23 protein-coding genes are annotated in these 24,268 nt (G+C 73.3%); 5 read left to right on the top strand and 18 right to left on the bottom strand.

Annotation, left to right across the window (positions count from 1 at the left end; translation table 11 throughout):
• Window positions 1-34: 34 nt before the first annotated feature.
• Window positions 35-1,228, bottom strand: a complete 1,194-nt coding sequence (locus tag AB0D46_RS23490; RefSeq protein ID WP_362880127.1) for an argininosuccinate synthase — start codon at window positions 1,226-1,228, stop codon at window positions 35-37.
• A gap of 368 nt (window positions 1,229-1,596) precedes the next feature.
• Between AB0D46_RS23490 and AB0D46_RS23485 the strand changes: the two genes are divergently transcribed.
• Window positions 1,597-2,313, top strand: a complete 717-nt coding sequence (locus AB0D46_RS23485; RefSeq protein ID WP_362880126.1) for a L,D-transpeptidase family protein — start codon at window positions 1,597-1,599, stop codon at window positions 2,311-2,313.
• 35 nt (window positions 2,314-2,348) lie between these two features.
• Here the strand turns inward: AB0D46_RS23485 and AB0D46_RS23480 are convergent, their stop codons facing one another.
• The 7 genes from AB0D46_RS23480 to AB0D46_RS23450 all read right to left on the bottom strand — a co-directional run bounded on the left by AB0D46_RS23480 (window position 2,349) and on the right by AB0D46_RS23450 (window position 8,963).
• Complete coding sequence (locus tag AB0D46_RS23480) at window positions 2,349-2,885, bottom strand: arginine repressor (RefSeq protein ID WP_362880124.1); 537 nt, start codon at window positions 2,883-2,885, stop codon at window positions 2,349-2,351.
• Window positions 2,886-2,892: 7 nt separating this feature from the next.
• Window positions 2,893-4,104: an acetylornithine transaminase gene (locus AB0D46_RS23475; RefSeq protein WP_362880123.1), complete on the bottom strand. Its 1,212-nt coding sequence runs from the start codon at window positions 4,102-4,104 to the stop codon at window positions 2,893-2,895.
• Window positions 4,101-5,054, bottom strand: coding sequence for an acetylglutamate kinase (argB, locus tag AB0D46_RS23470; protein ID WP_362880121.1), 954 nt, complete (start codon window positions 5,052-5,054; stop codon window positions 4,101-4,103). Before argB ends, AB0D46_RS23475 begins: the two co-directional genes overlap by 4 nt.
• Complete coding sequence (gene argJ, locus AB0D46_RS23465) at window positions 5,051-6,223, bottom strand: bifunctional glutamate N-acetyltransferase/amino-acid acetyltransferase ArgJ (protein WP_362880119.1); 1,173 nt, start codon at window positions 6,221-6,223, stop codon at window positions 5,051-5,053. Before argJ ends, argB begins: the two co-directional genes overlap by 4 nt.
• 76 nt (window positions 6,224-6,299) lie before the next feature.
• Window positions 6,300-7,328, bottom strand: coding sequence for an N-acetyl-gamma-glutamyl-phosphate reductase (argC, locus tag AB0D46_RS23460; RefSeq protein WP_362880118.1), 1,029 nt, complete (start codon window positions 7,326-7,328; stop codon window positions 6,300-6,302).
• Between the two features lie 212 nt (window positions 7,329-7,540).
• The gene (locus AB0D46_RS23455; protein WP_362880116.1) at window positions 7,541-8,401 is read right to left on the bottom strand and encodes an SGNH/GDSL hydrolase family protein; all 861 of its coding nucleotides are present in this window, start codon (window positions 8,399-8,401) and stop codon (window positions 7,541-7,543) included.
• The gene (locus AB0D46_RS23450; RefSeq protein ID WP_362880114.1) at window positions 8,388-8,963 is read right to left on the bottom strand and encodes a PadR family transcriptional regulator; all 576 of its coding nucleotides are present in this window, start codon (window positions 8,961-8,963) and stop codon (window positions 8,388-8,390) included. Before AB0D46_RS23450 ends, AB0D46_RS23455 begins: the two co-directional genes overlap by 14 nt.
• Window positions 8,964-9,052: 89 nt before the next feature.
• Here AB0D46_RS23450 and AB0D46_RS23445 point away from each other — a divergent pair, with 89 nt between their 5' ends.
• Window positions 9,053-9,487 carry a nuclear transport factor 2 family protein gene (locus AB0D46_RS23445; protein WP_362880112.1) on the top strand — a complete coding sequence of 145 codons (435 nt, stop codon included), beginning with the start codon at window positions 9,053-9,055 and terminating at the stop codon, window positions 9,485-9,487.
• 258 nt (window positions 9,488-9,745) lie between these two features.
• Here the strand turns inward: AB0D46_RS23445 and AB0D46_RS23440 are convergent, their stop codons facing one another.
• Together AB0D46_RS23440 and AB0D46_RS23435 are read right to left on the bottom strand one after the other, a co-directional pair.
• Window positions 9,746-10,189, bottom strand: a complete 444-nt coding sequence (locus AB0D46_RS23440; RefSeq protein WP_362880110.1) for a hypothetical protein — start codon at window positions 10,187-10,189, stop codon at window positions 9,746-9,748.
• A 118-nt stretch (window positions 10,190-10,307) separates the two neighbouring features.
• The gene (locus AB0D46_RS23435) at window positions 10,308-11,771 is read right to left on the bottom strand and encodes a PLP-dependent aminotransferase family protein (RefSeq protein WP_362880109.1); all 1,464 of its coding nucleotides are present in this window, start codon (window positions 11,769-11,771) and stop codon (window positions 10,308-10,310) included.
• Between AB0D46_RS23435 and AB0D46_RS23430 the strand changes: the two genes are divergently transcribed.
• Window positions 11,770-12,810: a DMT family transporter gene (locus AB0D46_RS23430; protein ID WP_362880107.1), complete on the top strand. Its 1,041-nt coding sequence runs from the start codon at window positions 11,770-11,772 to the stop codon at window positions 12,808-12,810. The two genes, AB0D46_RS23435 and AB0D46_RS23430, sit on opposite strands and share 2 nt — an antisense overlap.
• 61 nt (window positions 12,811-12,871) lie before the next feature.
• A complete protein-coding gene (locus AB0D46_RS23425) occupies window positions 12,872-13,069 on the top strand; it encodes a DUF1918 domain-containing protein (RefSeq protein ID WP_281209903.1) in 198 nt (65 codons plus the stop codon).
• A 15-nt stretch (window positions 13,070-13,084) separates the two neighbouring features.
• Here the strand turns inward: AB0D46_RS23425 and AB0D46_RS23420 are convergent, their stop codons facing one another.
• Window positions 13,085-14,377, bottom strand: coding sequence for a family 10 glycosylhydrolase (locus AB0D46_RS23420; RefSeq protein ID WP_362880106.1), 1,293 nt, complete (start codon window positions 14,375-14,377; stop codon window positions 13,085-13,087).
• A 154-nt stretch (window positions 14,378-14,531) separates the two neighbouring features.
• On the opposite strand from AB0D46_RS23420, the gene AB0D46_RS23415 reads away from it, so the two are divergent.
• Window positions 14,532-15,434: a 3-hydroxybutyryl-CoA dehydrogenase gene (locus AB0D46_RS23415; RefSeq protein ID WP_362880105.1), complete on the top strand. Its 903-nt coding sequence runs from the start codon at window positions 14,532-14,534 to the stop codon at window positions 15,432-15,434.
• 42 nt (window positions 15,435-15,476) lie between these two features.
• On the opposite strand, the gene AB0D46_RS23410 is transcribed toward AB0D46_RS23415, so the two are convergent.
• The 7 genes from AB0D46_RS23410 to AB0D46_RS23380 all read right to left on the bottom strand — a co-directional run bounded on the left by AB0D46_RS23410 (window position 15,477) and on the right by AB0D46_RS23380 (window position 24,159).
• Window positions 15,477-16,013 carry an NUDIX hydrolase gene (locus AB0D46_RS23410; protein WP_362880103.1) on the bottom strand — a complete coding sequence of 179 codons (537 nt, stop codon included), beginning with the start codon at window positions 16,011-16,013 and terminating at the stop codon, window positions 15,477-15,479.
• A 53-nt stretch (window positions 16,014-16,066) separates the two neighbouring features.
• On the bottom strand, window positions 16,067-17,404 hold the full coding sequence (locus tag AB0D46_RS23405) for a transcriptional regulator (protein WP_362880102.1): 1,338 nt from the start codon (window positions 17,402-17,404) through the stop codon (window positions 16,067-16,069).
• A 440-nt stretch (window positions 17,405-17,844) separates the two neighbouring features.
• Window positions 17,845-18,054 carry a hypothetical protein gene (locus tag AB0D46_RS23400; protein WP_362880100.1) on the bottom strand — a complete coding sequence of 70 codons (210 nt, stop codon included), beginning with the start codon at window positions 18,052-18,054 and terminating at the stop codon, window positions 17,845-17,847.
• Between the two features lie 187 nt (window positions 18,055-18,241).
• Window positions 18,242-20,770, bottom strand: coding sequence for a phenylalanine--tRNA ligase subunit beta (pheT, locus tag AB0D46_RS23395; protein WP_362880098.1), 2,529 nt, complete (start codon window positions 20,768-20,770; stop codon window positions 18,242-18,244).
• Window positions 20,770-21,897 carry a phenylalanine--tRNA ligase subunit alpha gene (gene pheS / locus AB0D46_RS23390; protein WP_362880096.1) on the bottom strand — a complete coding sequence of 376 codons (1,128 nt, stop codon included), beginning with the start codon at window positions 21,895-21,897 and terminating at the stop codon, window positions 20,770-20,772. Before pheS ends, pheT begins: the two co-directional genes overlap by 1 nt.
• A gap of 161 nt (window positions 21,898-22,058) precedes the next feature.
• A complete protein-coding gene (locus AB0D46_RS23385) occupies window positions 22,059-23,246 on the bottom strand; it encodes an ATP-binding protein (protein WP_362880094.1) in 1,188 nt (395 codons plus the stop codon).
• Between the two features lie 55 nt (window positions 23,247-23,301).
• Window positions 23,302-24,159 carry an RNA methyltransferase gene (locus tag AB0D46_RS23380; RefSeq protein ID WP_362880093.1) on the bottom strand — a complete coding sequence of 286 codons (858 nt, stop codon included), beginning with the start codon at window positions 24,157-24,159 and terminating at the stop codon, window positions 23,302-23,304.
• Window positions 24,160-24,268: the final 109 nt, after the last annotated feature.

The following is a 24,268-nucleotide window of genomic DNA, read 5'->3' as shown; positions in this document are numbered from 1 at the left end:
CCGTCTCGTACTGCGTGGTGGAGAACGACCGGGATCAGCCGAGGTCGCGGCGTGCGGCGATCTTCGAGGAGAGACCGAAGATCTCGATGAACCCCTGGGCCTTGGACTGGTCGAAGGTGTCGCCCGAGTCGTAGGTCGCCAGGTTGAAGTCGTACAGCGACTCGTCCGACCGGCGGCCGGTGACGACGGCCCGGCCGCCGTGCAGGGTCATCCGTACGTCACCGCTGACGTGCCGGTTCGCTTCGTCGATGAAGCCGTCCAGGGCCCGTTTGAGCGGCGAGAACCACAGTCCGTCGTAGACCAGCTCGCCCCAGCGCTGCTCGACCTGCCGCTTGTAGCGGGCCAGTTCGCGCTCCACGGTGACGTTCTCCAGCTCCTGGTGGGCGGTGATCAGCGCGATCGCGCCCGGAGCCTCGTACACCTCGCGGGACTTGATGCCGACGAGACGGTCCTCGACGATGTCGATCCGGCCGACGCCCTGGGCTCCGGCGCGCTCGTTGAGCCGCTGAACGGCCTGGAGGACGGTGACGGGCTCGCCGTCGAGGGCGACCGGGACGCCTTCCTCGAAGCTGATGACGACCTCGTCGGCCTCGCGGGGCAGCGCCGGGTTCGCGGTGTACTCGTAGACGTCCTCGATCGGGGCGTTCCAGATGTCCTCCAGGAAGCCCGTCTCGACGGCCCGTCCGAAGACGTTCTGGTCGATCGAGTACGGGGACTTCTTGGAGGTCGCGATCGGCAGCCGCGCCTTCTCGGCGAAGGCGATGGCCTTGTCCCGGGTCATGGCGTAGTCACGGACCGGGGCGATGCAGGTGAGGTCGGGGCCGAGGGCGGCGATGCCGGCCTCGAAGCGGACCTGGTCGTTGCCCTTGCCGGTGCAGCCGTGGGCGACGGTCGTCGCGCCGTGCTTGCGGGCGGCGGCGACCAGGTGCTTGACGATGGCGGGCCGCGAGAGGGCGGAGACCAGCGGGTACCGGTCCATGTACAGGGCGTTCGCCTTGATCGCCGGGAGGCAGTACTCGTCGGCGAACTCGTCCTTGGCGTCCGCGACCTCGGCCTCGACCGCGCCGCAGGCCAGGGCCCGCTTGCGGATGACGTCGAGGTCCTCGCCGCCCTGACCGACGTCCACCGCGACGGCGATGACTTCGGCGCCCGTCTCCTCGGCGATCCATCCGATGGCGACGGAGGTGTCCAGTCCGCCCGAGTAGGCGAGTACGACGCGCTCGGTCACGGCTGCCTCCATGCGGTGTGTACGCGTCGGACCGATGGGTTCGGCGCGGGTCGTTCGGGGTGGTTCGCGTTTCTTCGCGGTTCGCCGGATGAAAGGTCATTCAACGACAGGCATAACTATGCACTACTCCGTATGTTTCGTCAATCGAGCCCATAAGGGGAGGTCAGCCGGGGTGTCGGGGACCTAGGCCGCGCCCATCCAGCCACTCCCGCCCCTCGGCCTGTGCCACGACGATCCCCGGCCGGACGCCCGCGGAGCGGGGGCGCGACGGGCCCGGCCGGTGCCGGTGGGGCGTACGGGTGCACCGGATCGGGGTCCGGCGGCCGGCCTGCGTCGCCGCCGCCGCTCGCGCCCGTACCGTCGGACGGATGCTGCGTACCGCCCTCGCCACCGGCTCGCTGATCGCCGCCGCCCTGCTCCCGCACGGCCCGCAGAGCCCCCACGGCCCCCACGGCCCGACGCCGTTGCCCGCCCGCCTCGCCGACACCGGCGGCGGGAGCCAACTGATCACCGCCGTCGCGCCCGACGCCGGATCCACCACCGGCGTGCTGACCTGGTGGGACCGGCGCGCGGGCCGCTGGTACGAGGCCGGCAGCGCGCCCGCCCGGTTCGGCGCGAGGGGCCTGACCGAGGGCGCGACCCGGATCCAGGGCACGAACACCACCCCGACGGGCCTGTACGGGCTCCCCTACGCCTTCGGCATCGCGCCCGCGCCGGCCGGGACGTCGTACGCGTACCGGCGGGTGACGGACCGTTCGTGGTGGTGCCAGGACAACGCCTCGGGCAGCTACAACCGCTGGGTCGAGCCGCTGCCCGCCGACTGCGCGGCGGGCGAGGCCGAGCACCTGGTGACGTACGCGCGCCAGTACGCGCACGCCCTGGTGGTCGACTTCAACTACGACCGGCCCGTCCGGGGCCGGGGCGCCGGCATCTTCCTGCACGCGAACGGCAAGGGCGCCACGGCCGGTTGCGTGTCCGTCCCGGAGGGCGCGATGCGCCGGATCCTCCGCTGGGCCGATCCCCGCCGCGCCCCGCACCTGGCGATCGGCACGGGGGCGGGCCCGCTGGACGTGACGCGGTACTGAGGCGCCCGGGACCGGGCGGGCATGCCGCCGGGGCCTCAGCTTTCCTTCTGCGCCAGTTTCAGGAGGTGGTCTGCGAGGGCCTGACCGCCGGCCGGGTCGCGGCTGATCAGCATCAGCGTGTCGTCGCCCGCGATGGTGCCGAGGATCGCCTGGAGTTCGGCCTGGTCGATCGCCGAGGCGAGGAACTGGGCCGCTCCGGGCGGGGTGCGCAGGACCACGAGGTTCGCGGAGGCCTCCGCCGAGATCAGCAGCTCCCCGGAGAGGCGCCGCATCCGTTCCTCCTTCGCCGACTCCCCGAGGGGGGCCTGCGGGGTGCGGAAGCCGCCCTCGCTGGGCACCGCGTAGATCAGCTCGCCGCCGGTGTTGCGGATCTTCACCGCGCCGAGCTCGTCGAGGTCCCGGGAGAGCGTCGCCTGGGTGACGCTCAGCCCGTCGTCGGCGAGCAGCTTCGCCAGCTGGCTCTGGGAGCGGACCGGTTGCCGGTTGAGGATGTCCACGATCCGGCGGTGGCGGGCGGTGCGGGTCTGCGGTACGGACTGGCCGTACTGCTCGTGTTCCTGCGCGTGACTCATCGTCGTCTCATTCTCCGGATCGTCCCGCTGCGTCGAGGATGCCGGGCAGGGCCCCGAGGAACGCGTCGACCTCGGCCTCGGTGATGACGAACGGCGGCATCAGTCGTACGACGTCGGGGGCGGGCGCGTTGACCAGGAATCCGGCTTCCTGAGCCGCCTGCTGCACCTTCGGTGCGAGCGGCTCGGTCAGCACGATACCCAGCAGGAGGCCGGCGCCCCGGACGTGGGAGACCAGTGGGTGGCCTTCGCCGTCGAGCAGGCCTTCGATTCCGGAGCGCAGGCGTTCGCCGCGCTCCTTCACCCGGTCGAGCAGTCCGTCGGCGGCGATGGTGTCGATCACGGCGAGGCCCGCCGCGCAGGCGACGGGGTTCCCGCCGAAGGTGGTGCCGTGCTGGCCGGGCTGGAGGAGACCGGCGCTCGCGCCGAAGGCGACGACGGCGCCGATCGGCAGGCCGCCCCCCAGACCCTTCGCGAGGGTGACGAGGTCGGGCTCGACGCCCTCGTGCGCCTGGTGCTCGAACCACTGGCCGCAGCGGCCGATGCCGGTCTGGACCTCGTCGAGCGCGAGGAGCGTGCCGGTGGCCCGGGTGATCTCGCGGGCGGCCGTCAGGTAACCGGCCGGCGGGACGACCACCCCGTTCTCGCCCTGGATCGGCTCGATGAGGACGAGCGCCGTCTCCGCGGTGACGGCGGCCCGCAGGGCCTCCACGTCCCCGTACGGGACGTGCGTGACGTCGCCGGGCAGCGGCAGGAAGGGGGCCTGCTTGGTCGGCTGGCCGGTGAGCGCGAGCGCGCCCATGGTCCGGCCGTGGAAGCCGCCGGTGGTGGCGACCATGTGGGTCCGACCCGTCAGCCGGCCGAGCTTGAAGACGGCCTCGACGGCCTCGGCTCCGGAGTTGCAGAAGAAAACCCGGCCTTCGCGGCCGAAGAGCTGGAGGAGCCGCTCGCCGAGCGCGAGGACCGGCTCGGAGGCGTACAGGTTGGAGACGTGGCCGAGGGTGGAGATCTGCTGGGTGACCGCCGCGACGATCGCCGGGTGGGCGTGCCCGAGGGCGTTCACCGCGATGCCGCCGACGTAGTCGGTGTACTGCTTGCCGTCGGCGTCCCGGACCTGGGCGCCCTCGCCGCGCACGAGCGCGAGCGCGGGGGTGCCGTAGTTGTTGGTCAGCGCGTCCTGCCAGCGGGCGCCGTAGCCCTCGTTGCCCGTTGCCGTCGTCATGCCGTTCCCCCCTGCGGTCCGTGGTTCCGTGCGGACTGTGCGCCCTGGTGTCCGTCGGGCACGACCATCGTGCCGATGCCCTCGTCGGTGAAGATCTCCAGCAGGATCGAGTGCTGGACGCGCCCGTCGATCACGCGGGCGGTGCCGACGCCGCCGCGGACGGCGTGCAGGCAGCCCTCCATCTTGGGGACCATGCCGCTCGACAGCTCGGGCAGCAGTTTCTCCAGCTCGCTGACGGTGAGCCGGCTGATGACCTCGTCGCTGTTCGGCCAGTCCGCGTAGAGGCCCTCGACGTCGGTGAGGACCATCAGGATTTCCGCGCCGAGCGCCGCGGCCAGGGCGGCCGCCGCCGTGTCGGCGTTCACGTTGTACACGTGGTGGTCGTCGGCGCTGCGCGCGATGGAGGAGATGACCGGGATCCGGCCGTCGGCGAGCAGCGCCTCGATCGCTCCGGTGTCGATCGCGGTGATCTCGCCGACCCGGCCGATGTCGACGAGTTCGCCGTCGATCTCCGGGCTGTGCCGGGTCGCGGTGATGGTGTGGGCGTCCTCGCCGGTCATGCCGACGGCGAGCGGCCCGTGCTGGTTGAGCAGCCCGACCAGCTCGCGCTGGACCTGACCGGCCAGCACCATCCGTACGACGTCCATGGCCTCGGGCGTGGTGACGCGCAGGCCCGCCTTGAACTCGCTGACCAGGCCCTGCTTGTCGAGCTGGGCGTTGATCTGGGGGCCCCCGCCGTGCACGACGACGGGCCGCAGGCCGGCCTGCCGCAGGAAGACGACGTCCGTGGCGAAGGCGGCCTTCAGCTCCTCGTCGATCATGGCGTTGCCGCCGAACTTGATCACGACGATCTTGCCGTTGTGCCGGGTGAGCCAGGGCAGGGCCTCGATGAGGATCTCCGCCTTGGGCAGGGCCGTGTGCTTGCGGGCACTTCCGGTGGCGCCGCTCATGAGGAGTACGCGCTGTTCTCGTGGACGTACTCGGCCGTCAGGTCGTTGGCCCAGATGACCGCGGCTTCGGTGCCGGTGGACAGGTCGGCGGTGATGCGGACCTCGCGGCCCTTCATCGAGACCAGGTCGCGGTCCTCGCCGACGGAGCCGTTCTTGCAGACCCAGACGTCGTTGATGGCCACGTTCAGCCGGTCCGGGTCGAAGGCCGCCTTGGTGGTGCCGATGGCGGAGAGCACCCGGCCCCAGTTGGGGTCCTCGCCGTGGATGGCGCACTTGAGCAGGTTGTTGCGGGCGATGGACCGGCCGACCTCGACCGCGTCGTCCTCGGTGGCCGCGCCGACGACCTCGATGCGGATGTCCTTGCTGGCCCCCTCGGCGTCCCCGATCAGCTGGCGGGCGAGGTCGTCGCAGACGGTCCGTACGGCGCGGGCGAAGTCCGCGGCGGCGGGGGTCAGGCCGGAGGCGCCGGAGGCGAGCAGCAGCACGGTGTCGTTGGTCGACATGCAACCGTCGGAGTCGATCCGGTCGAAGGTGGTGCGGGTCGCGTCGCGCAGGGCCCCGTCCAGGGCGGCGCTGTCGAGGTCCGCGTCGGTGGTGAGCACCACGAGCATGGTGGCCAGGCCCGGGGCGAGCATGCCGGCGCCCTTGGCCATGCCGCCGACGGTCCAGCCGTCCTGGCCGGCGGTGGCCGTCTTGTGCACGGTGTCGGTGGTCTTGATGGCGACGGCGGCGGCCTCGCCGCCGTCGGCGTCGAGGGCGGCCGCGGCCGCGTCGATGCCGGGCAGCAGCTTGTCCATGGGGAGCAGTACGCCGATCAGGCCGGTCGAGGCGACCGCGATCTCACCGGCGTTGAACTCGGCGCCGAGCCCCCGGGCGTTGAGGACCTCGGCGGTCTTCTCCGCGGTGGCGTGGGTGTCCTGGAAGCCCTTGGGGCCGGTGCAGGCGTTGGCGCCGCCGGAGTTGAGGATGACGGCGCTGACGGCGCCGCCGCGCAGGACCTGCTCGGACCAGTGCACGGGAGCGGCCTTGACGCGGTTGGAGGTGAAGACGCCCGCGGCGGCCAGTCGCGGCCCGTGGTTGACCACGAGGGCCAGGTCGGGGTTGCCGTTCGCCTTGATCCCGGCGGCGATGCCCGCCGCCGTGAATCCCTGTGCTGCCGTGACGCTCACTGCATCTCCTTGTTCGCTCCGCCGCCGCTGCGGCTGGTGTCGCTGTCGCCCGTCGGGCCGGCCGTGCGGGCGTGGCTCACGGTGCGACTCCGACGGCGGAAAGTCCCAGTGCCTCGGGCAGGCCGAGGGCGATGTTCATGCTCTGCACCGCGCCGCCGGCGGTGCCCTTCGTGAGGTTGTCGATCGCGCTGATGGCGATGATCCGTCCGGCGGACGCGTCGAGGGCGACCTGGACCTGGACGGCGTTGGAGCCGGTGACGGCCTTGGTGGTCGGCCAGCCGCCCTCGGGGAGCAGCCGGACGAACGGCTCGTCGGCGAAGGCCTTCTCGTAGGCGGCGCGCAGCGATTCGGCGGTGGTGCCGGGGAGGGCCTTGGCCGAGCAGGTGGCGAGGATGCCGCGCGGCATGGGCACGAGGTTCGGGGTGAAGGAGACGCTGACGCGCTGTCCGGCCAGCGGCGAGAGGTTCTGCACCATCTCGGGCGTGTGCCGGTGCACGCCGCCCACGCCGTACGGGGTCGCGGTGCCCATGACCTCGGAGCCGAGCAGGTTCGCCTTGAGCGCCTTGCCCGCGCCGGAGGTGCCGGTGGCGGCGACGATCACGGCCTCGGGTTCGGCGAGGCCGGCCTGGTAGGCGGGGTACAGGGCGAGGGAGACGGCCGTGGGGAAGCAGCCGGGCACCGCGATGCGCTTGACGCCCGCCAGGGCGGAGCGGCAGCCGGGGAGTTCGGGCAGGCCGTAGGGCCAGGTTCCGGCGTGCGGGGCTCCGTAGAAGGCGTCCCAGTCGGCGGAGTCCTTGAGCCGGTGGTCGGCCCCCATGTCGATGACGAGTACCTCCTTGCCGAGCTGGGCGGCGACGGCGGCGGACTGGCCGTGCGGCAGCGCGAGGAACACCACGTCGTGGCCCGCGAGGACCTCGGGCGTCGTCGCCTCCAGGATCCGGTCGGCGAGCGGCGCGAGGTGCGGCTGGAGCAGGCCGAGGGGCTGTCCGGCGTTGGAGTTGCCGGTGAGCGCGCCGATCAGCACCTCGGGGTGCGACAGGAGCAGGCGCAGGACCTCACCGCCCGCGTATCCGCTCGCACCGGCCACCGCTACACGTACCACCATCGGATCCTCCTCATCGATGGCATGACTATACGTAGCCCCGCAGTTTTATGCAAAGCAAAGCCCGGGAGGGGGTGGGTGTGGTGTGGGCCTGGTCCGGTGCGGTGGCGTCGCGGCCTGTGTCAGCGGGTTGTGTCAGCCGGTGGTGGGGTCAGGCGTTCCTCCGAGCGGTGACCGGCGGGGGCGGACGTCCATTATTGCGCCGGAGCCACGCCCTACGAGGCTCCCGGCTCCGCAGGCCCGCCTGCGACCCGGCCGGCGGCCCCGGCACCGGGCGGCACCGACTCCGCCCCTACCGGGAGCACCGGCAGCAGTTCGGGGCGCTTCGCGCTGCGGCCGTCGCCCGAGGAGCGGCCGCGCAGGCGGCGTCCGAGCCAGGGGCCGAGGAACCCGGCCGCCCAGACCACCTCGGTCGAGACGACCCTCAGGGCGGACGGATCGGGGCGCGCCGGCAGCGGGTGGGACCAGCTGTCGTCGCTGCCCGGCACCCCGAGCGCCTCGGCCAGCGCGGCGGCGATCCTGGCGTGGCCCAGCGGGCCCGCGTGGAGCCGGTCGACCGCCCACAACCGCGGGTCGGCGGCCACGTCGGACAGGGCGGTTTCGGCGACCACGACCCCGTGCCGGGCGGCGGCCTCCCGGATGTGGGCGTTGAACGCGAGCACGCGGGGCCGCAGCGGTCGGGCCGCGGGGGCGATCCGCCCGATGTCGGGGAAGGTCGCGGTGGCGACCTGCGCCCCGGCGGCGGAGAGGGCGGCGAAGGCCTCCTCGACCTGCCCCGCCACCCGCGCGGCGTCGAACCCGGGCCGCAGCAGGTCGTTGACCCCCGCTATGACGGTCACCAGATCGGGGCGCAGCGCCAAAGCCTGCTCCACCTGCTCGGCGACGACCTGTCCGGCGAGCCGGCCCCGGACGGCGAGGTTGGCGTACAGCAGGCCGGGGTTGGCGACCGCGAGGTGTTCCGCGAGCCGGTCGGCGAAGCCGCGCAGGCCCACGACGTCGTCCCCGTCGCCGACGCCCTCGGTCTGGCTGTCGCCGAGGGCGACGTAACGCGCGTACCCGGTCTCAGTCCTCGGCACGGGTGGTTCCCCCTTCACGCAGCCGCAGGACGGAAGCCGCCCGCAGGCACCAGTCGCGGTGGCCCTGCTCGAAGGCCAGACCGCGCAGGCAGGTCAGATAGGCGCCGGCCCGGGGGCCCGTACGCAGGTACTCCTCCTCGGTGCTCCGCCCGCGCAGGTTGCGCAGCAGTTTGCCGAGGAACTCGATCTTGCGGTCGGCGGCCACCGCCCGCTCCTCCAACTGGGCGATCACCGCGGCGGCCCCGATGCTGTCGGACGCCTGGACCTTGACGAGGAGGTCGTCACGGATGACCGAGCTCTTCACCTCGGCCACGGCGAACGCCTCCAGCTCGGCGCGACCGGCCCCGGTGACCTTGAACAGGCGCTTGTTGGGCCGGGATTCCTGGACCACCTCCCGACCCGTGACGAGGCCGGCCTTCTCCAGCTTGCCGAGCTCGGCGTACACCTGCTGGGGCAGGGCGTGCCAGAAGTTGGCCACGCCGACGCCGAACTCCTTCGCCAGTTCGTAGCCGCTGTACTCGTCGTCCAGCAGTGCCGCGAGTACGGCATGCCGCAAGGCCATCGAGGATAAGCCCCTTCCCTTCTCCGGTCCGTCAGCCGCATGATACTCAAGAAAGTGATTAGTCATATTCATGAGTAGGAGGAGGGGTCATGGAGACTGCCGAACGCTTCCGCGCCGCCGTCGAGAAGGGTGATCCGGGCGCCCTGGACGATCTGTTCACGGACGACATCCGGCTCTACAGCCCGGTGAAGTTCAAGCCCTTCGAGGGCAAGCCGATGGTCCTTGGGCTCTTCGGGGTCCTGCTGCGCACCTTCGAGGAACTGCGCTACCTCGGGCGCCTGGACGGCGCCGCCGAGACGAGCGCGGACGGACGGGAGGCCCCGTCGGTGATCCTGCCCTTCCGGGCCCGGGTGGACGGCAAGCAGATCCACGGCATCGACCTCCTCCAGTTCGACGAGGACGGCCGGATCAAGGAGTTCACCGTCATGGTCCGCCCGCAGTCCGCCGTGCAGACGTTGGGCCGGGCGGTCCTCGCCGGCCTGGTGGCGGACGGCCTGGCCCCGGCTCCCGACCCGGCCGGCTGAGCCGAAGCGGCGGACGGGGGACCTCCGGCCCGGACGGCGGACGGCCCGGCCGACGGGCCGGCGCGGGCTCACGACCGGGCCGGTTCAGCCCCGTTCGGGGCGGGCCCGTTCGGGGCGGGCCCGTTCGGGGCGGGCCCGTTCGGGGCGCGCCGCCGGCGCCGCATGGAGGCCGGGGAACACCTCGACGCCGTCGCCGGCCGACCGGCGCCGGGCGTCCACCGCCCGCTCAGCCCCGCCGCCACCAGAAGTCGGGAACGGTCACCATCGCCACGACCAGCAACACCCCCGCCCCGGCCGCGACGACCGCGCCCACGGGTCGGCGACGGCGGCCAACCACAGCAGCGGGGCCGACATGAGGAAGACCATCATCCCGCCGAGGGCGCCGATCACCGACCAGGGAACCAGGACAGCCCCGACGACGCCCGCCGCCCGCACGAACGGGACCCGACGCCGACCCAGAAGCAGCGGGAGCGCGACGAGGCCGGCCACCACGGCGCAGAGCACCAGGTAACCGGGTCCGTCCACGAAGCGGTCGAATTCGAGCGCCGGCGGCACGGGTGACAGCAGCGCGCACACGGCGAGGGCGTACTGCCACGGGTGGGCCCAGTCGCGGGCACCGCGGCCGAATCCGGCGTGCGCTCCCCCGCCCGTCACCGCACCGACCTCCACGGCCGCCCCCTCGCCCCGGACGCCCGTCCGCATCAATGAACCCGTTCGACTGAACGCGTTCAAACCAGCCGACCGCGACGGCCCGGGCCGCCGCCTCGTCACCGTCGGGTCGTACGTCGTGCGCTCCGGCCAGGACAGCGCCCCGGGCACCTCAACCGACGCGATCGGCGGGGCCCGCCCCCCGGTCCAGGGCGGTCCGCAACCGCCGTACGGCCTCCACGAGTTCGTCGGAACCCGGGACGCCGGAGAAGCTGAGGCGGACGTGCGGGGCCGGTGGCTCCGCGCAGAAGTAGGGGCGGCCCGGGGCGACCGCGACCCCGGCGCGCAGGGCCGTCGCCGCGAACTCCGCGTCGTCGCCGGGCCCACCGGGCCGGGCCCACAACTGGTAGCCGCCGGAAGGCAGATGGGGCACTTCGACGGCGGGCAGTTCACGGCGCAGGGCCCCGGCGAGCACGTCCCGCCGATGCCGCAGTTCCGCGGCGACGGCGCGCAGGTGGCGGGGCCAGGCGGGCGCCCCGACCAGTTCGAGGGCGGCTTCCTGGAGGGGCCGCGACACGAAGAAGTTGTCCACGACCTGAATGGCTCGCAGCCGGTCCAGTACGGGGCCGCGGGCGGCGATGGCCCCGACCCGCAGGCTGGGTGAGGTCGGCTTCGTCAGGGAGCGGACGTGCACCACCACGGCGTCCGGGTCCTCCGAGGCGAGGGTGGCGGGCAGCGGGCCGCTGTCGTCGTGGGCCAGGTAGCGGGCGTAGTCGTCCTCCACCACGAAGGCACCGGCGGCGCGCGCGATCCGCAGCACCTCGGGCCGCCGCGCGGCGGACAGCACCGCCCCCGTCGGGTTCTGGAACACCGGCTGGCACACGAAGACCCGCGCGCCCGTCGCCTCGAAGGCGGCGGCCAACAGCTCCGGCCGGACCCCGTCGGCATCGACCGGGACCGGTACGGGCCGGCAGCCCGAGGAGCGGGCGATGGCCAGCAACCCGGGGTAGGTGGGCGACTCGACCAGCACCGGACTGCCGGGCGGGGCAAGCGCCCGCAGGGCGGTGGTGAGGGCGCTCTGCCCGCCCGCCGAGACCAGCACGTCGGCGGCCCGCACCGACGCGGCGGCGCCGCCGATCTCCCGCGCGAACCAGTCGCGCAACTCCGGCAGCCCCTCCACCGGCGGGCGCCCCCACGCCCCGGGCCGGCGTCCGGCCCGGGCCAGGGCCGCCGCCATGGCCCGCTCGGGCTGCATCGAGGGGTGCAGGTAGCCGCCGTTGAGCTCGATGACCCCGGGCGGCGGCGTGACGAGCGAGATCATCACCCCGGAGGCGTCCACCGAACGCGGGACGACGTCCCCCGCGCCCTCGGCGCTCAGGGCGACCTCCTGCCAGGAGGTGTCGGCCGGCGCGGGCGCCGTCGTACGGGGCCGGGACCGGAACGCCCCGGCGCCGGGGCGGGTGACGACCAAGCCCTCGGCGGCGAGCTGGGCCAGCGCCCGGGTCACCGTGACGGGGCTGACCCGAAACCGTTCCACCAGGGCCCGGCTCGACGGCAGCTTTCCACCCACCGGATAGCGGTCCAGCTCGGATTTCAAGCTTTCCGCGAGTTCCGCCACACTGCTACGCTCGTACATGACAGCACAGAATAGCGCTACTCGCCCCACCTCGATAGCGGTCCGCCCCACCACCGGCCCCGGCCGGGCCGCCGGAACCGGCGCCGACGCGGGTACGGCCACGGGAAGCGGCGCGAAGACGGGCGCGGGGAGCGACACCGCCACCGGCCCGGGGAGCGCGACCGGCACCGCCACCGGCCCCGCCGGCAGCCGCTCGGGCACGCTGCTCGCCCTGCTCGGAGTCGTCGCGTTCTCGCTGACCTTCCCCGCCACCGCCTGGGGCCTGGAGAGCTTCGGCCCCTGGTCGCTCGTCGCGCTGCGCAGTCTCCTCGCCGCGGCCATCGCCGGGGTCTTCCTGCTCGCCGGCCGGGTCCGGCCGCCCGCCCGTGCGCACTGGGCCGGGCTCGCCGTCGTGGCGGGCGGCGTGGTGGTCGGCTTCCCGCTGCTGACCACCCTGGCCCTGCAGACCTCGACCACGTCGCACGCCGCCGTCGTCGTCGGGCTGCTGCCGCTGACCACCGCCGCGCTGTCCGCCGTGCGCACCGGCGCCCGCCCCTCGCGGCGGTTCTGGGTGGCGGCCGTCGCCGGCGCCGCGATCGTGCTGGGCTTCACCCTCGCCCAGAGCGGCGGCAGCGCATCGGTCGGGGACGCCTACCTCTTCGGGGCGCTGCTGGTGTGCGCCGCGGGGTACACCGAGGGCGCCCGGCTCGCGCGGACGCTGCCGGGCTGGCAGGTCATCGGTTGGGCCCTGGTGCTGTGCCTGCCGCTCAGCGCGGCCGGATCCGTGCTCGGTCTCGCGTACGAGCCGGTGCACCTCACCGGCCACGGGCTGATCGGGTTGGTGTGGGCGGCGGCCGGGTCCACCTTCCTCGGTCTGTACGTCTGGTACCGCGGGATGGCCGCGATCGGCGCCCCGCGCGCCAGCCAGCTCCAGCTCGCCCAGCCGCTGCTGACCCTGCTGTGGTCGGTGGTCCTGCTGGGCGAGGAAATGTCCCCCGCCACTCCGCTGGCCGCCTGCGCCGTGCTCGTCTGCATCACCGCGACCCAGCGGGTCAAATAGCCCCGAACCGCCCTAAACTGCTATCACCGGATCGGATCGGACCACCGTCGAGGAGGTCACTATGCACGCCACCGAGGGCGACCAGATCGTGCAGCACGGCAGGGTGGTCGGACAGAACGACAAGGTCGGCGAGATCACCCAGATCCTGGGGGAGAACGGAACCCCGCCCTACCGGGTCCGCTTCCAGGACGGCCACGAAGCGCTCATGGCTCCCGGACCCGACTGCGTGGTCCGCCACCCCGCCGACCCCGCCCACTGACGGGCGGCACCGGCTTCAGCGCGGCGGCACGGCCGTCGGGTAATGGTCGGCGATGACCTCGGCCATCGCTCCGTTGGGGTCCGCGACCACCTGCTTCGCCGAGAAGTAGACGTGGCCGCGGACCTCCGCGTGGTTCCGGGCCAGCCGTACGTGCCGGGACAGCTCCGCCGGGTCCCGCCAGGCCGGCGTGGCGCTGCGGGCGTCGCAGCGGTACAGCGCCTCCCCCACGTACAGGTCCACCCCCGTGCCGCGGACGGTCTCCGCCCACCACGGCACGAGCGCGGCGTAGTCGGCGGTCGGGTGGCCGATGTGCCAGTACACCTGAGGGGCGATGTAGTGGAGCCAGCCCTCGGTGACCCACTTGCGGGTGTCCGCGTAGAGGTCGTCGTACGTCGCCACCCCCGCCCGGGTCGGCGAACCCAGGGGGTCCCGGTCGGAGTTGCGCCAGACCGCGAACGGGCTGACCCCGAAGCGGGCGGCGGGCCGTACGGCGCGCACCTTCTGCGCCATCTCGCGCACGAGGGTGTCGGTGTTGTTCCGCCGCCAGTCGGCGCGCGAGGCGAAGCCGGAGCCGTACCGCGCGAAGGCGTCGTCGTCGTCGAAGTACTGACCGGCGACCGGGTACGGGTAGAAGTAGTCGTCCCAGTGCACCCCGTCGACCGGGTAGCGTTCGACGGCTTCGAGCATCGCCCGCTGCACGAAGTCACGCACCTGCGGCAGCCCGGGGTTGTAGTAGAGCTTGCCGCCGTACGGGACGGTCCAGCCGGGGTTGCGGCGCGCGGGGTGCGCGGCGACCAGCCGGCCGGGGTCGGTGTGGTTGGCGACGCGGTACGGGTTGAACCAGGCGTGCAGCTCCAGCCCGCGCGCGTGCGCCTCGGTGACCGCGGTGCCCAGCGGGTCCCAGCCCGGGTCGCGGCCCTGCTGCCCGGTCAACCACTGCGACCAGGGCTCCCGCGTCGAGGGCCACATCGCGTCGGCCGTGGGCCGGACCTGGAGGATCACCGCGTTGAGCCGGCGCTCGACGGCGGTGTCCAGCAGCGAGAGCAACTCCGCGCGCTGAGCCGTGGCCGACAGCCCGCTCCTGGAGGGCCAGTCCACGTTCTCCACGGAGGCGATCCACATGCCGCGGAACTCGCGGGCCGGCCCCCGGGCCGCCGCCCCTTCCGCCCCCACCCGCTCCGCGGGCGCCACCACCCGTTCCGCCGGCGTCGCGCTGCCGCGCACCGCGGCCGCCGGGCCGGCCACCGCCGTGGAGGCCAGCGCCCCCGCCGCTCCGGCCAGTAGCTTCCGCCGTCCGATGTACGTCATGTGACGACTCCGTTCCGTTGCGTGACAATGCGTTGCGTGCGCCCAGCATGCCCGCCCCGGCCCGCCACATCGCTCAACGTCGGGGGTAACGTCGGGGGGCGTGGCGGGCGTCGGAACGCAGTTACCACTGTCGAGTACGGGGGACCCGCGATGGATGAGCAGCGAAAGGCACGACGTGACGGACCTCTCTACCCTCCCGACCGACATCACCCGGGTCGGCGTGGTGGGCTGTGGCCAGATGGGCGCGGGCATCGCCGAGGTGTGCGCCCGCAGCGGTCTTGAGGTGATGGTCGCCGAGACCACCGGCGAGGCGCTGGAGATCGGGCGGACCAGGCTGCACAACTCCCTGACCAAGGCCGCCGAACGCGGCAAGATCAGCGAGCAGGAGCGGGACGACACCCTGGCCCGCCTCAGCTTCACCACGGACCTCGGCGAGTTCGCCGACCGCGACCTCGTCATCGAGGCGGTCGTCGAGAACGAGCAGGTCAAGACGGAGATCTTCCAGGTCCTCGACCAGGTGATCACCCGCCCGGACGCGATCCTCGCCTCCAACACCTCTTCCATCCCGCTGGTGAAGCTGGCCGTCGCGACCTCGCGTCCGGACCAGGTCATCGGCATCCACTTCTTCAACCCGGCGCCGGTGCAGAAGCTCGTCGAGCTGATCCCCGCGCTGACCACCGGCGAGGAGACCGTCAAACGGGCCGAGGCCCTGGTGCGGGACGTGCTCGGCAAGCACGCGGTCCGCGCCCAGGACCGTTCCGGCTTCGTCGTCAACGCGCTGCTCGTGCCGTACCTGCTCTCCGCGATCCGGATGTTCGAGTCCGGCATCGCGAGCCGCGAGGACATCGACAACGGCATGGAACTGGGCTGCGCCCACCCGATGGGCCCGCTCAAGCTGTCCGACCTGATCGGCCTGGACACCATCGCCTCGATCGCCGACTCGATGTACGCCGAGTACAAGGAGCCGCTGTACGCCGCTCCCCCGCTGCTCCAGCGCATGGTCGACGCCGGCCGGCTCGGCCGCAAGACCGGCTCGGGCTTCTACCCGTACGGCTAGGGCGGACGGGACGGCCGGCCCGCGCGGGACCGGCGCCCCTCCCTACGGGCGCCCCGGCCGCAGGTGGTGCAGCAGGAGCAGCCCGGCCGCCATGTTGGCGGCCGGGATCTCCCCGCGCGCGATCATGTCCGGCACCAGCTTCAGCGGGACCCACTCGCGGCGCGAGGACTCGAACGCGTCCTGCGGGTCTCCGGTCCAGGTCGCGCCGTCCGACCAGTAGAGGTGGTGGCGGGCGTCGGTCAGGCCGTTGGACGGCTCGACGGTCATCAGGTGCCGCAGCGGGCCCGGCCGCCAGCCCGACTCCTCCTCCATCTCCCGGGCCGCCGCGCACGCGATGTCCTCGCCGTCCTCGACGACCCCGGCCGGCAGTTCCCAGCCCCAGCTGTCGGTGATGAACCGGTGCCGCCACAGCAGCAGCACCTCGTTGGCCTCGTTGACGGCGGTGGCGACGGCGACCGGCCGCAGCCTGATGACGAAGTGGTCCAGGTGCCGGCCGTCGGGGAGTTCCACGTCGGCGAGGTTCACGTCGAACCAGCGATTCTTGTACACGGTCTGCTCACTCAGGTTCGTCCACTGCACGGTCTTGCCACCTTTCGGTTCGGTTGGTGGCAACATCGCAGCAGTTCACGTCCTCACAGGGGAACGCGCAACGCCTCGTCGATCAACTGGGCCGTCTCCTCCGCACCCGCCGAACCGCTGGTCAACAGCTGTGCGCGGACCGTCCGCAGCCGGTCCCGCAGCCGCAGCGACTCCATCCCCTTGGCCCGCTCTGCCATTTCGACCGCTGCCGCCACCGCCCCGTCCGCCTCGCCCTGCCGCAACTGGATCTCGCACAGCATCGCCAACCGGTGCACCCGGCCCCGATCGTGCGCCGGGGTGCCCACGGCCTCGACCGCCTGCGCGTGCGCCGCGCGCAGGTCGCCCAGGCTGAGCAACGCCTCGGCGACCTGTACGTTCACCAACCCGGGCTGCACGTACCCGGTCTCGTCCGGCTCGGTACCGGGCCGGATCCGGCCCGCCGCGGCCTCGGCGCGCCGGATGCAGGACAACGCCGCCGCCGTCTCGCCGAGTCGGGCGTACGCCTTGGCCTGCATCGCGTACAGGTCGGCGGCCAGGGCCGGAGTGGTGTGCCGACCGGCGGCCCGCAAGGCGGCCTCGGCGAAGGCGACGGCCTGCCGGTGGTCGCGCAGGTGCAGGGACTGGTTGACCAGCAGGGCGATCACGTACGCGCCGAGCCCGCGGTCCCCGCTGGCCTTCGCCAGGCGCAGCGCCTGGTGGAAGTAGCGCTGGGCGAGCCCGTGGGCGTCGGAGTCGTACGCGCAGATCCCCGCCACCGCCACCAGGGAGCCGGTGGCCCGGTACAACAGGCGTCCGACCGGGTCGGGGTAGCCGCCGCGCAGCATCGGAGCCGTCTCGTTGCCGAGGAAGCGCACGATCCGGTCCCGGGTGGCGACACCGCCGGCCCGCCGGTACATCAGCTCGTAGTGCGCGCGGGCGGCGCGCAGGATCTCGATGTGCTCGGGGCCGATCCGGTGCGGCCCCTGCCGGGACACGTCCGCGTCCTCCGGCGGGTTCTCCCACTCCCACACCGGGATCACGGCCGAGGTGCCGGTGATCGCCTCGGCGGTGAGCCGGCCGGGCCGGCCCGGTTCGTCGGAGCGCCACAGGGCGGTGGCACGGTCCACGAAACCGCTGAGTCCGGCCGTGTGCGGGGCCGGCCGGCCGGGCAGGCCGAGTCCGATGTCGTCGAGCGCCACCGGGCGGTGCAGGCGTCCCCCGAGGACCTCGCAGATCAGGTCGGGCACCTGACCTCGGGGCCGCTGCCCCTTCAACCACCGGGAGACAGCGGTGTGTTCGTAGCGCAGCGCGAGTCCCCGGGTCCGGCCCGCCTGGTTCACGTGCGCGGCGAGTCCGGCGTGGGACATGCCCGCCTCGGCGAGGAGGGCATCGAGCAGGGCGTTGGGCTGCATGGGCCCTCCAGGGGCTCGTCGGAATTCAGGCTAGCGGGTGGGTACTTCACGCGGGGCACGGTGCGCCGAATTCACACGGGGTGCGAATCGAGTACGCGCATAAATGCGATCCGCACCCTGCCGCGCGAGGGGCCCGGCGCGCTTCACTGAAGAGCCTCGCCAATGAGGCCGCTCGGGTCGTCGGCTCCCCCTCGTACAGTGCGACGACCCGGCACCGCGCCGCCCGCCTTGCTGTCTGCCCGACACTCCATGGCAGGCGGGCGGCGCGCCACGGCTGCTCCGGGCCCCGGTCGGTCGCCGGGCCCCGGCAGCCGGGCCGTATCCGCACCGGGCCCGTCCACCGGCCCGGTGCGGAGCGGCACCACCGGTGCCGGTGGCGAACGGTCCGGTCCGAAGTCGGGGTCCGGTCCCGCCGGCGGGGATGGGCACGGCCGGGTCGCTCAGTCACGGTCGTTGCGCGGCGCCGGCCGGGCGACGTCGTCGCCGAGCCGCCCACCGGTGTCGCGCGCCGGCGCGGCGTGCACGCCCGCGACCAGCCGCGCGGGCGTGAGCGCCGGCGCCCGCGCGAGGGGCCCGACCGGACCCCCGGGCGCGACGGACACCGCGACGCCCGCCCCGCGGGGCAGGGGCGTGTTCCCGCGCGTGATCATCCGTAGGTCGCTCCCCTCCGGCCCTGCGGCCGGAACGATTGTGTCGACCTCCAGACGTACCGGACACGGGCCTCCGGGCTTCTCACCCGAACGAGTGAGCTGAGGCGCAGGCCCCGGGAAAGCCGCAGGGGCACGTCCGGTGTCCCGGACGTGCCCCTGCCTGCCTGTTCCCCCTACGTCGGCGCGCTCACGCGCCGCGCAGCACCGCTCCGGTCCGCTCCGCGGCCAGCGCCACCGCCGCGTCGCGGGCGGCCGTGGACTCCTCGGCCGTCAGCGTGCGGTCGGGCGCGCGGAAACGCAGCGCGTAGGCCAGCGACTTCTTGCCCTCGCCGACCTGCTCGCCGGTGAACACGTCGAACAGCCGCAGGGACTCCAGGAGTTCACCCGCGCCCTTGCGCAGCGCGGCCTCCACGGAGGCGGCCGGCACGGACGCGTCGACGATCAGCGCGACGTCCTGGGTCGCCACCGGGAAGGTGGAGATCCTGGGCGCCCGGAGGGCCTCGCCACCGGCCGCCGCGAGGCGGTCGAGGTCCAGCTCCATGGCGCTGGTACGGGCCGGCAGGCCCATCGCCTTGACGACCCGGGGGTGCAGCTCGCCGGCGTGACCGATGACCGTCTCCACCCCGTCCAGGGTGACGACGAGCTCGGCGCACCGGCCGGGGTGCCACGGGCCGTACCGGCCCTGACGGACGACCAGTTCGGTGCCGGCCTCGACGGCCAGCTCCCGGGCGGCCTGGACCGCGTCCGCCCAGTCGGCCGGGCGGCCCTTGCCCCACCAGCCGGCCTGCTCGCGGCCACCGGCCAGCACGACCGCGGCGAACCGCGGCTGCGCGGGCAGGGCCGCGTTCAGGGTCTCGATCTCCTCGTCGGTGGGACGCCGGTCGACGGGCAGTCGCACGGCGACGCCCGGCTGCGCGTCGGCCCGGAAGACCGAGCCGGTCTCGAAGAGCGCGAGGTCGTGGCTGCCCCGGCTGTCGTTGCGGCGCAGCGCGCCGAGCAGACCCGGCAGCAGCGTGGTGCGCAGCGCCGGCTCCTCGTCGGAGATCGGGTTGACCAGCTTGACGACCTGACGGGTGACGTCGTGGGCCGGGAACTGGAGCTGGTCCAGGACCTGCTCGCCGATGAACGGGTAGCTCAGGGCCTCGACGTAGCCGGAGCCGGCCAGCGCGCGGCCGACGCGGCGGTGCAGCTGCTGCCGGGCGGTCAGACCGCGGCCGGAGGGCACCTGCGGGAGGGTGGACGGGAGGTTCCCGTAGCCCTCCAGCCGGATGACCTCCTCGGCGAGGTCGTTGGGCTCGGCGAGGTCGGGCCGCCACGAGGGGACCGTGACGACGAGCTCGTCCTGGCCGTAGACGTCGCAGCCGATCTCCTGGAGGCGACGGACGACGGTCTCGCGGCCGTAGTCCATGCCCGCGACGCGGTCGGGGTGGTCGGCGCTCATCGCGACGGTGCGCGGGGCGCCCGGTGCGGTGAGCTCGGTGACCCCGGCCTCGGCGGTGCCGCCCGCGAGGAGCACGAGCAGGTCGACGGTCCGCTGGGCGGCCGCGGCGGCGGCCTGCGGGTCGACGCCCCGCTCGAAGCGCTTGGAGGCCTCCGAGGAGAGCTTCATCCGGCGGGCGGTGCGCGAGATCGTGATGGCGTCGAAGTGCGCGGCCTCGATGACGACGTCCGTGGTGCCCGTGACCTGTCCGGTCTCGGGGTCGGTGACGGAGTCGGCGATCTCGGTGTTGGCGCCGCCCATGACGCCGGCGAGCCCGATCGGCCCGCTGTTGTCGGTGATCACCAGGTCCTCGGCGTCGAGGGTGCGCTTGACGCCGTCGAGGGTGGTGAACTTCTCGCCCTGCTCCGCGCGGCGGACGCCGATGGCGCCGTCGAGACGGGAGCGGTCGTAGGCGTGCAGCGGCTGACCGAGCTCCAGCATGACGTAGTTGGTGACGTCGACGGCGAGCGAGATCGGGCGCATGCCCGCCTTCTGGAGGCGGCGCGTGAGCCAGATCGGGGACCGGGCCTCGGGGTCGAGACCGGTCACCGTGCGGGCGGTGAAGCGGTCGCAGCCGGCCGGGTCGTCGATCTTGACCAGGTAGCCGTAGGAGTTGGGCGCCGGGACGTCGAGCAGCGCCGGGTCGCGCAGCGGCAGGCCGTAGGCGGTGGCGGCCTCGCGGGCCACACCGCGCATCGACATGCAGTAGCCGCGGTCCGGGGTGATGTCGATGTCGAGGACCTCGTCGACGAGCTGGAGCAGCTCGATCGCGTCGGTGCCGACCTCGTACTCGGGCGGCAGCACGATGATGCCGTGCGTGCCGTCGTCGCCCATGCCCAGCTCGTCGCCGGAGCAGATCATGCCGTGCGAGGTCTTGCCGTAGGTCTTGCGCGAGGCGATCGCGAAGTCCCCGGGCAGGACGGCGCCGGGCAGGACCACGACGACCTTGTCGCCGACGGCGAAGTTCCGGGCACCGCAGACGATCTCCTGCGGCGCGCCGGTGCCGTTGGCGGTGCCGACGTCGACGGTGCAGAACCGGATCGGCTTGCGGAAGCCTTCGAGCTCCTCGATCGTCAGGACCTTGCCGACGACGAGGGGGCCCTTGAGGCCGCCGCCGAGCTGCTCGACGGTCTCGACCTCCAGGCCGGCGTCGACGAGCTTGGCGGCCACGTCGCGGCCGGTCGCACCTGCGGGGAGGTCGACGTACTCCCGCAGCCAGGAAAGCGGGACGCGCATCAGATCTCACTCCCGAACGGTCGGGTGAAGCGAACGTCGCCCTCGACCATGTCTCGCATGTCTTCCACGTTGTGACGGAACATCAGCATCCGCTCGATGCCGAACCCGAAGGCGAACCCGCTGTACTTCTCCGGGTCCACGCCGCAGGCGGTCAGCACCTTGGGGTTGACCATGCCGCAGCCGCCGAGCTCGATCCAGCCCTCGCTGGAGCAGGTGCGGCACGGGCGGTCGGGGTTGCCCACCGACGCGCCGCGACACACGTAGCACTGCATGTCCATCTCGGCGGACGGCTCGGTGAAGGGGAAGAAGTGCGGGCGCAGGCGCGTGGTGGTGCCCTCGCCGAACAGCTCCTGGACCATGTGGTCCATGGTGCCCTTGAGGTCCGCCATGGTCAGGCCCTCGTCGACGGCGAGCAGCTCGACCTGATGGAACACCGGGGTGTGCGTCGCGTCGAGCTCGTCGGTCCGGTACACGCGACCGGGGCAGACGATGTAGACGGGGGGCTTGCGCTCCAGCAGCGAGCGCGCCTGCACCGGGGAGGTGTGGGTGCGCAGCACGACGCCCGACTCGTCGCCCTCGGTGCCTTCCGGCCCCCGGACGAAGAAGGTGTCCTGCATCTGGCGCGCGGGGTGGTCGGGCGTGAAGTTGAGGGCGTCGAAGTTGAACCACTCCGCCTCGACCTCGGGGCCCTCGGCGACCTCGTACCCCATGGCCACGAAGATGTCCGCGATGCGGTCCATCAGCGTGGTCAGGGGGTGCCGGGCGCCGGAGGGGATCCGGTCGTGGGGCAGCGTGACGTCCACCGCCTCCTCGACCAGCACCCGCTCGTCGCGCTCGGCCTCCAGCTCGACCGTGCGGGCCCCGAAGGCCTTGTTCACGGCGCCACGGGCCTGACCGACGCGCTTGCCCGCCTCGGCCTTGGCCTGGGGCGGCAGGGCGCCGATCTCGCGGTTGGCGAGCGCCAGGGGCGAGCGATCGCCCATGTGCGCGGTCTTCGCCTCGCGGAGCTCGTCGAGGTCGCCGGCGGACGCGAAGGCGGCGAGCGCCTCGTCCCGCATGCGCTCGATCTCTTCCGGTTTCAGTGCCTCGACCTCGACAGGGTCGTACGACTTGTTCGGTGCCGACATCTCTTCCCGTACTTCCGATGGCTGGCTGGTGGTCCCCGCACGACTCGATCGAAACGTCTCGCCGCGATCGGCACGTGGACACAAAGGTGCCAAAGGACGAGTCTAAAGGTCGTCGGGGGTGTGAGGCGCCCGCGGGCCGCCTGGCGAGATCCCGCGCGGTATTACTGCGTGAGGTAGGCCGGTGCGGCGACGGGCAGGATAAATCGGAACCGGGCGCCGCCGCCGGGCCCGCGGCCGACGGTGATGGTGCCGCCGTGGGCCTCCACGATGCCCTTGACGATGTACAGGCCCAGGCCGGTGCCGCCGCGCTTGCTCCCCCGCCAGAAGCGGGTGAAGACGCGGCCCATCGATTCCTCGGGGATGCCGGGGCCCTCGTCGGTCACGGTGACGGCGGTTCCCTTCTCGTGCGGCGACACGTCGATGGTGACGGTTCCGTCACCGTGGCGCACCGCATTTTCGAGCAGGTTGCCGAGGATCTGGTCGATCTTGTCGGGATCGGCCCACAGGTCGGGCAGGGGACGGCTGACCCGCACGAGGAACCGCTCGGGGGTCTGGCCGTTCGCGATGAGGGCCTGGACGTGCCGGCCCACCGCGGCGGCGAGGTCGACGGGCTGGCGGCGCACTTCGAGCCGGCCGGAGTCGATGCGGGAGATGTCGAGGAGCTCGGCGATCAGCCGGGTCACGCGGTTGGCGTCGGCGTCGACGGTCTCCAGCATGAGCCGCTTCTGGTCGTCGGTGAACCGCTCCCACTTGGCGAGCAGGGTCGCGGTGAACCCCTTCACGGAGGTCAGCGGGGAGCGCAGTTCGTGGGCGACGGTGGCGATCAGCTCGGCGTGGCTGCGCTCGGTGCGGCGGCGGGCCTCGGTGCCGCGCAGGGTGACGACGAGGCGGCTGACCGGGCCGGTCGGGTGGGTGCGCACGTACCGGGCGGACACCAGCACCTCGCGGCCGCCGGGCAGCAGCAGGTTGCGTTCGGGCTGTCCGCGCCGGGTGGCGAGGCCGCCGTAGGGGTCGGTCAGGGCCCACCAGCGGCGGCCTTCGAGGTCCTCCAGGGGCAGCGCGCGGTCGATGCGGCTGCCGAGGGCCTGGCGGGGATCGGTGGCGGTCATCCGGCCGGCGGCCCGGTTGAAGCAGATGACCCGACCCGCGTGGTCGGCGACGACGAGCCCGTCGGGCAGTTCGTCGGGGTCGAGGCCGTACCCGGCGCCGCCGCCGGCCCCCGGGGCGCCCGCCTGGTGCGGTACGCCGGGCAGGCCGTCGGGGGCGACGGCGGCCGGGCCGGGGGCGTCCCCGGGCCGCTGCCCGGCTCCGGCCGCGGCTCCCGGCAGGCTGTTCGTACCGACGGTCATGTCCCCGTACCCCACATCTCCGAGTACCGCAGTGGGCCCCCGGGCCGTCACATTACTAGCTGGGGGTCACGGAGCGGCACCCTCCGGGCGCCCGCTGTGCTCGCGCGGACGCGTAGAGACACACGGCGGCGGCCGTCGCGAGGTTCAGGCTCTCCGCCTTGCCGTGGATCGGTACCCGCACCACGGCGTCCGCAAGCGCGCGGGTCTCCTCCGGCAGGCCCCAGGCCTCGTTGCCGAAGACCCAGGCGGAGGGGCCGCCCATGGTGCCCGCGTCCAGTTCGGCGTCGAGGTCGTCCTCGCCGGCCCCGTCGGCCGCGAGGATCCGTACGCCGGCCGCCCGCAGTCCGTCCACGGCCTGCTCGACGGGAACGCCGACCGCCACCGGGAGGTGGAAGAGGGAGCCGACGGAGGCGCGTACGGACTTGGGGTTGTACAGGTCCACGGAGGCGTCGGTGAGGACCACCGCGTCGGCCCCGGCGGCGTCGGCGCAGCGCAGCACCGTACCGGCGTTGCCGGGGTCGCGGACGTGCGCGAGGACGGCCACCAGTTTGGGTCCGGCCTTGAGGATCTCCTCGAAGGGCGAGTCGAGGAAGTGGCAGACGCCGACGAGGCCCTGCGGGGTGACGGTCTGGGACACCTCGGCGAGGACCTCGTCGGGGGCGCGGTGCACGCGGGCCCCGGAGAGCAGGGCGGCCTCGACGATGTCGGCGTGGCGCTCGGCGGCCTCGACGGTGACGAACAGCTCGATCAGGGTCGGCCCCTGGGCGCCGCGGTGCTCGACGGCCTCACGGACGGCCTGCGGGCCCTCGGCGATGAACCGGCGTTCCTTGGTGCGGAAGTTGCGCCGCGCCAGGCGCCTGGCCGCGGCCACCCGCGGGGATCGGGGGGAGATCGGCTCGTCGGGGTAGCCCATGGGTCTCAGCGGTTCTCTCTACGGGGTCCGGGCGGGGAAAGCACGCGGACCCGCAGGCGAGAAGCCTGCGGGGCCGCGGTTGGGGGGCGGGGGGCGGCGGCGGGGGGAG

Origin of the sequence: Streptomyces sp. NPDC048383, assembly GCF_040651775.1 — a bacterium.
Taxonomy (GTDB): domain Bacteria; phylum Actinomycetota; class Actinomycetes; order Streptomycetales; family Streptomycetaceae; genus Streptomyces.
The sequence above is the reverse complement of the archived record's forward strand: the minus strand, read 5'-3'. Positions and strand labels throughout refer to the sequence as shown.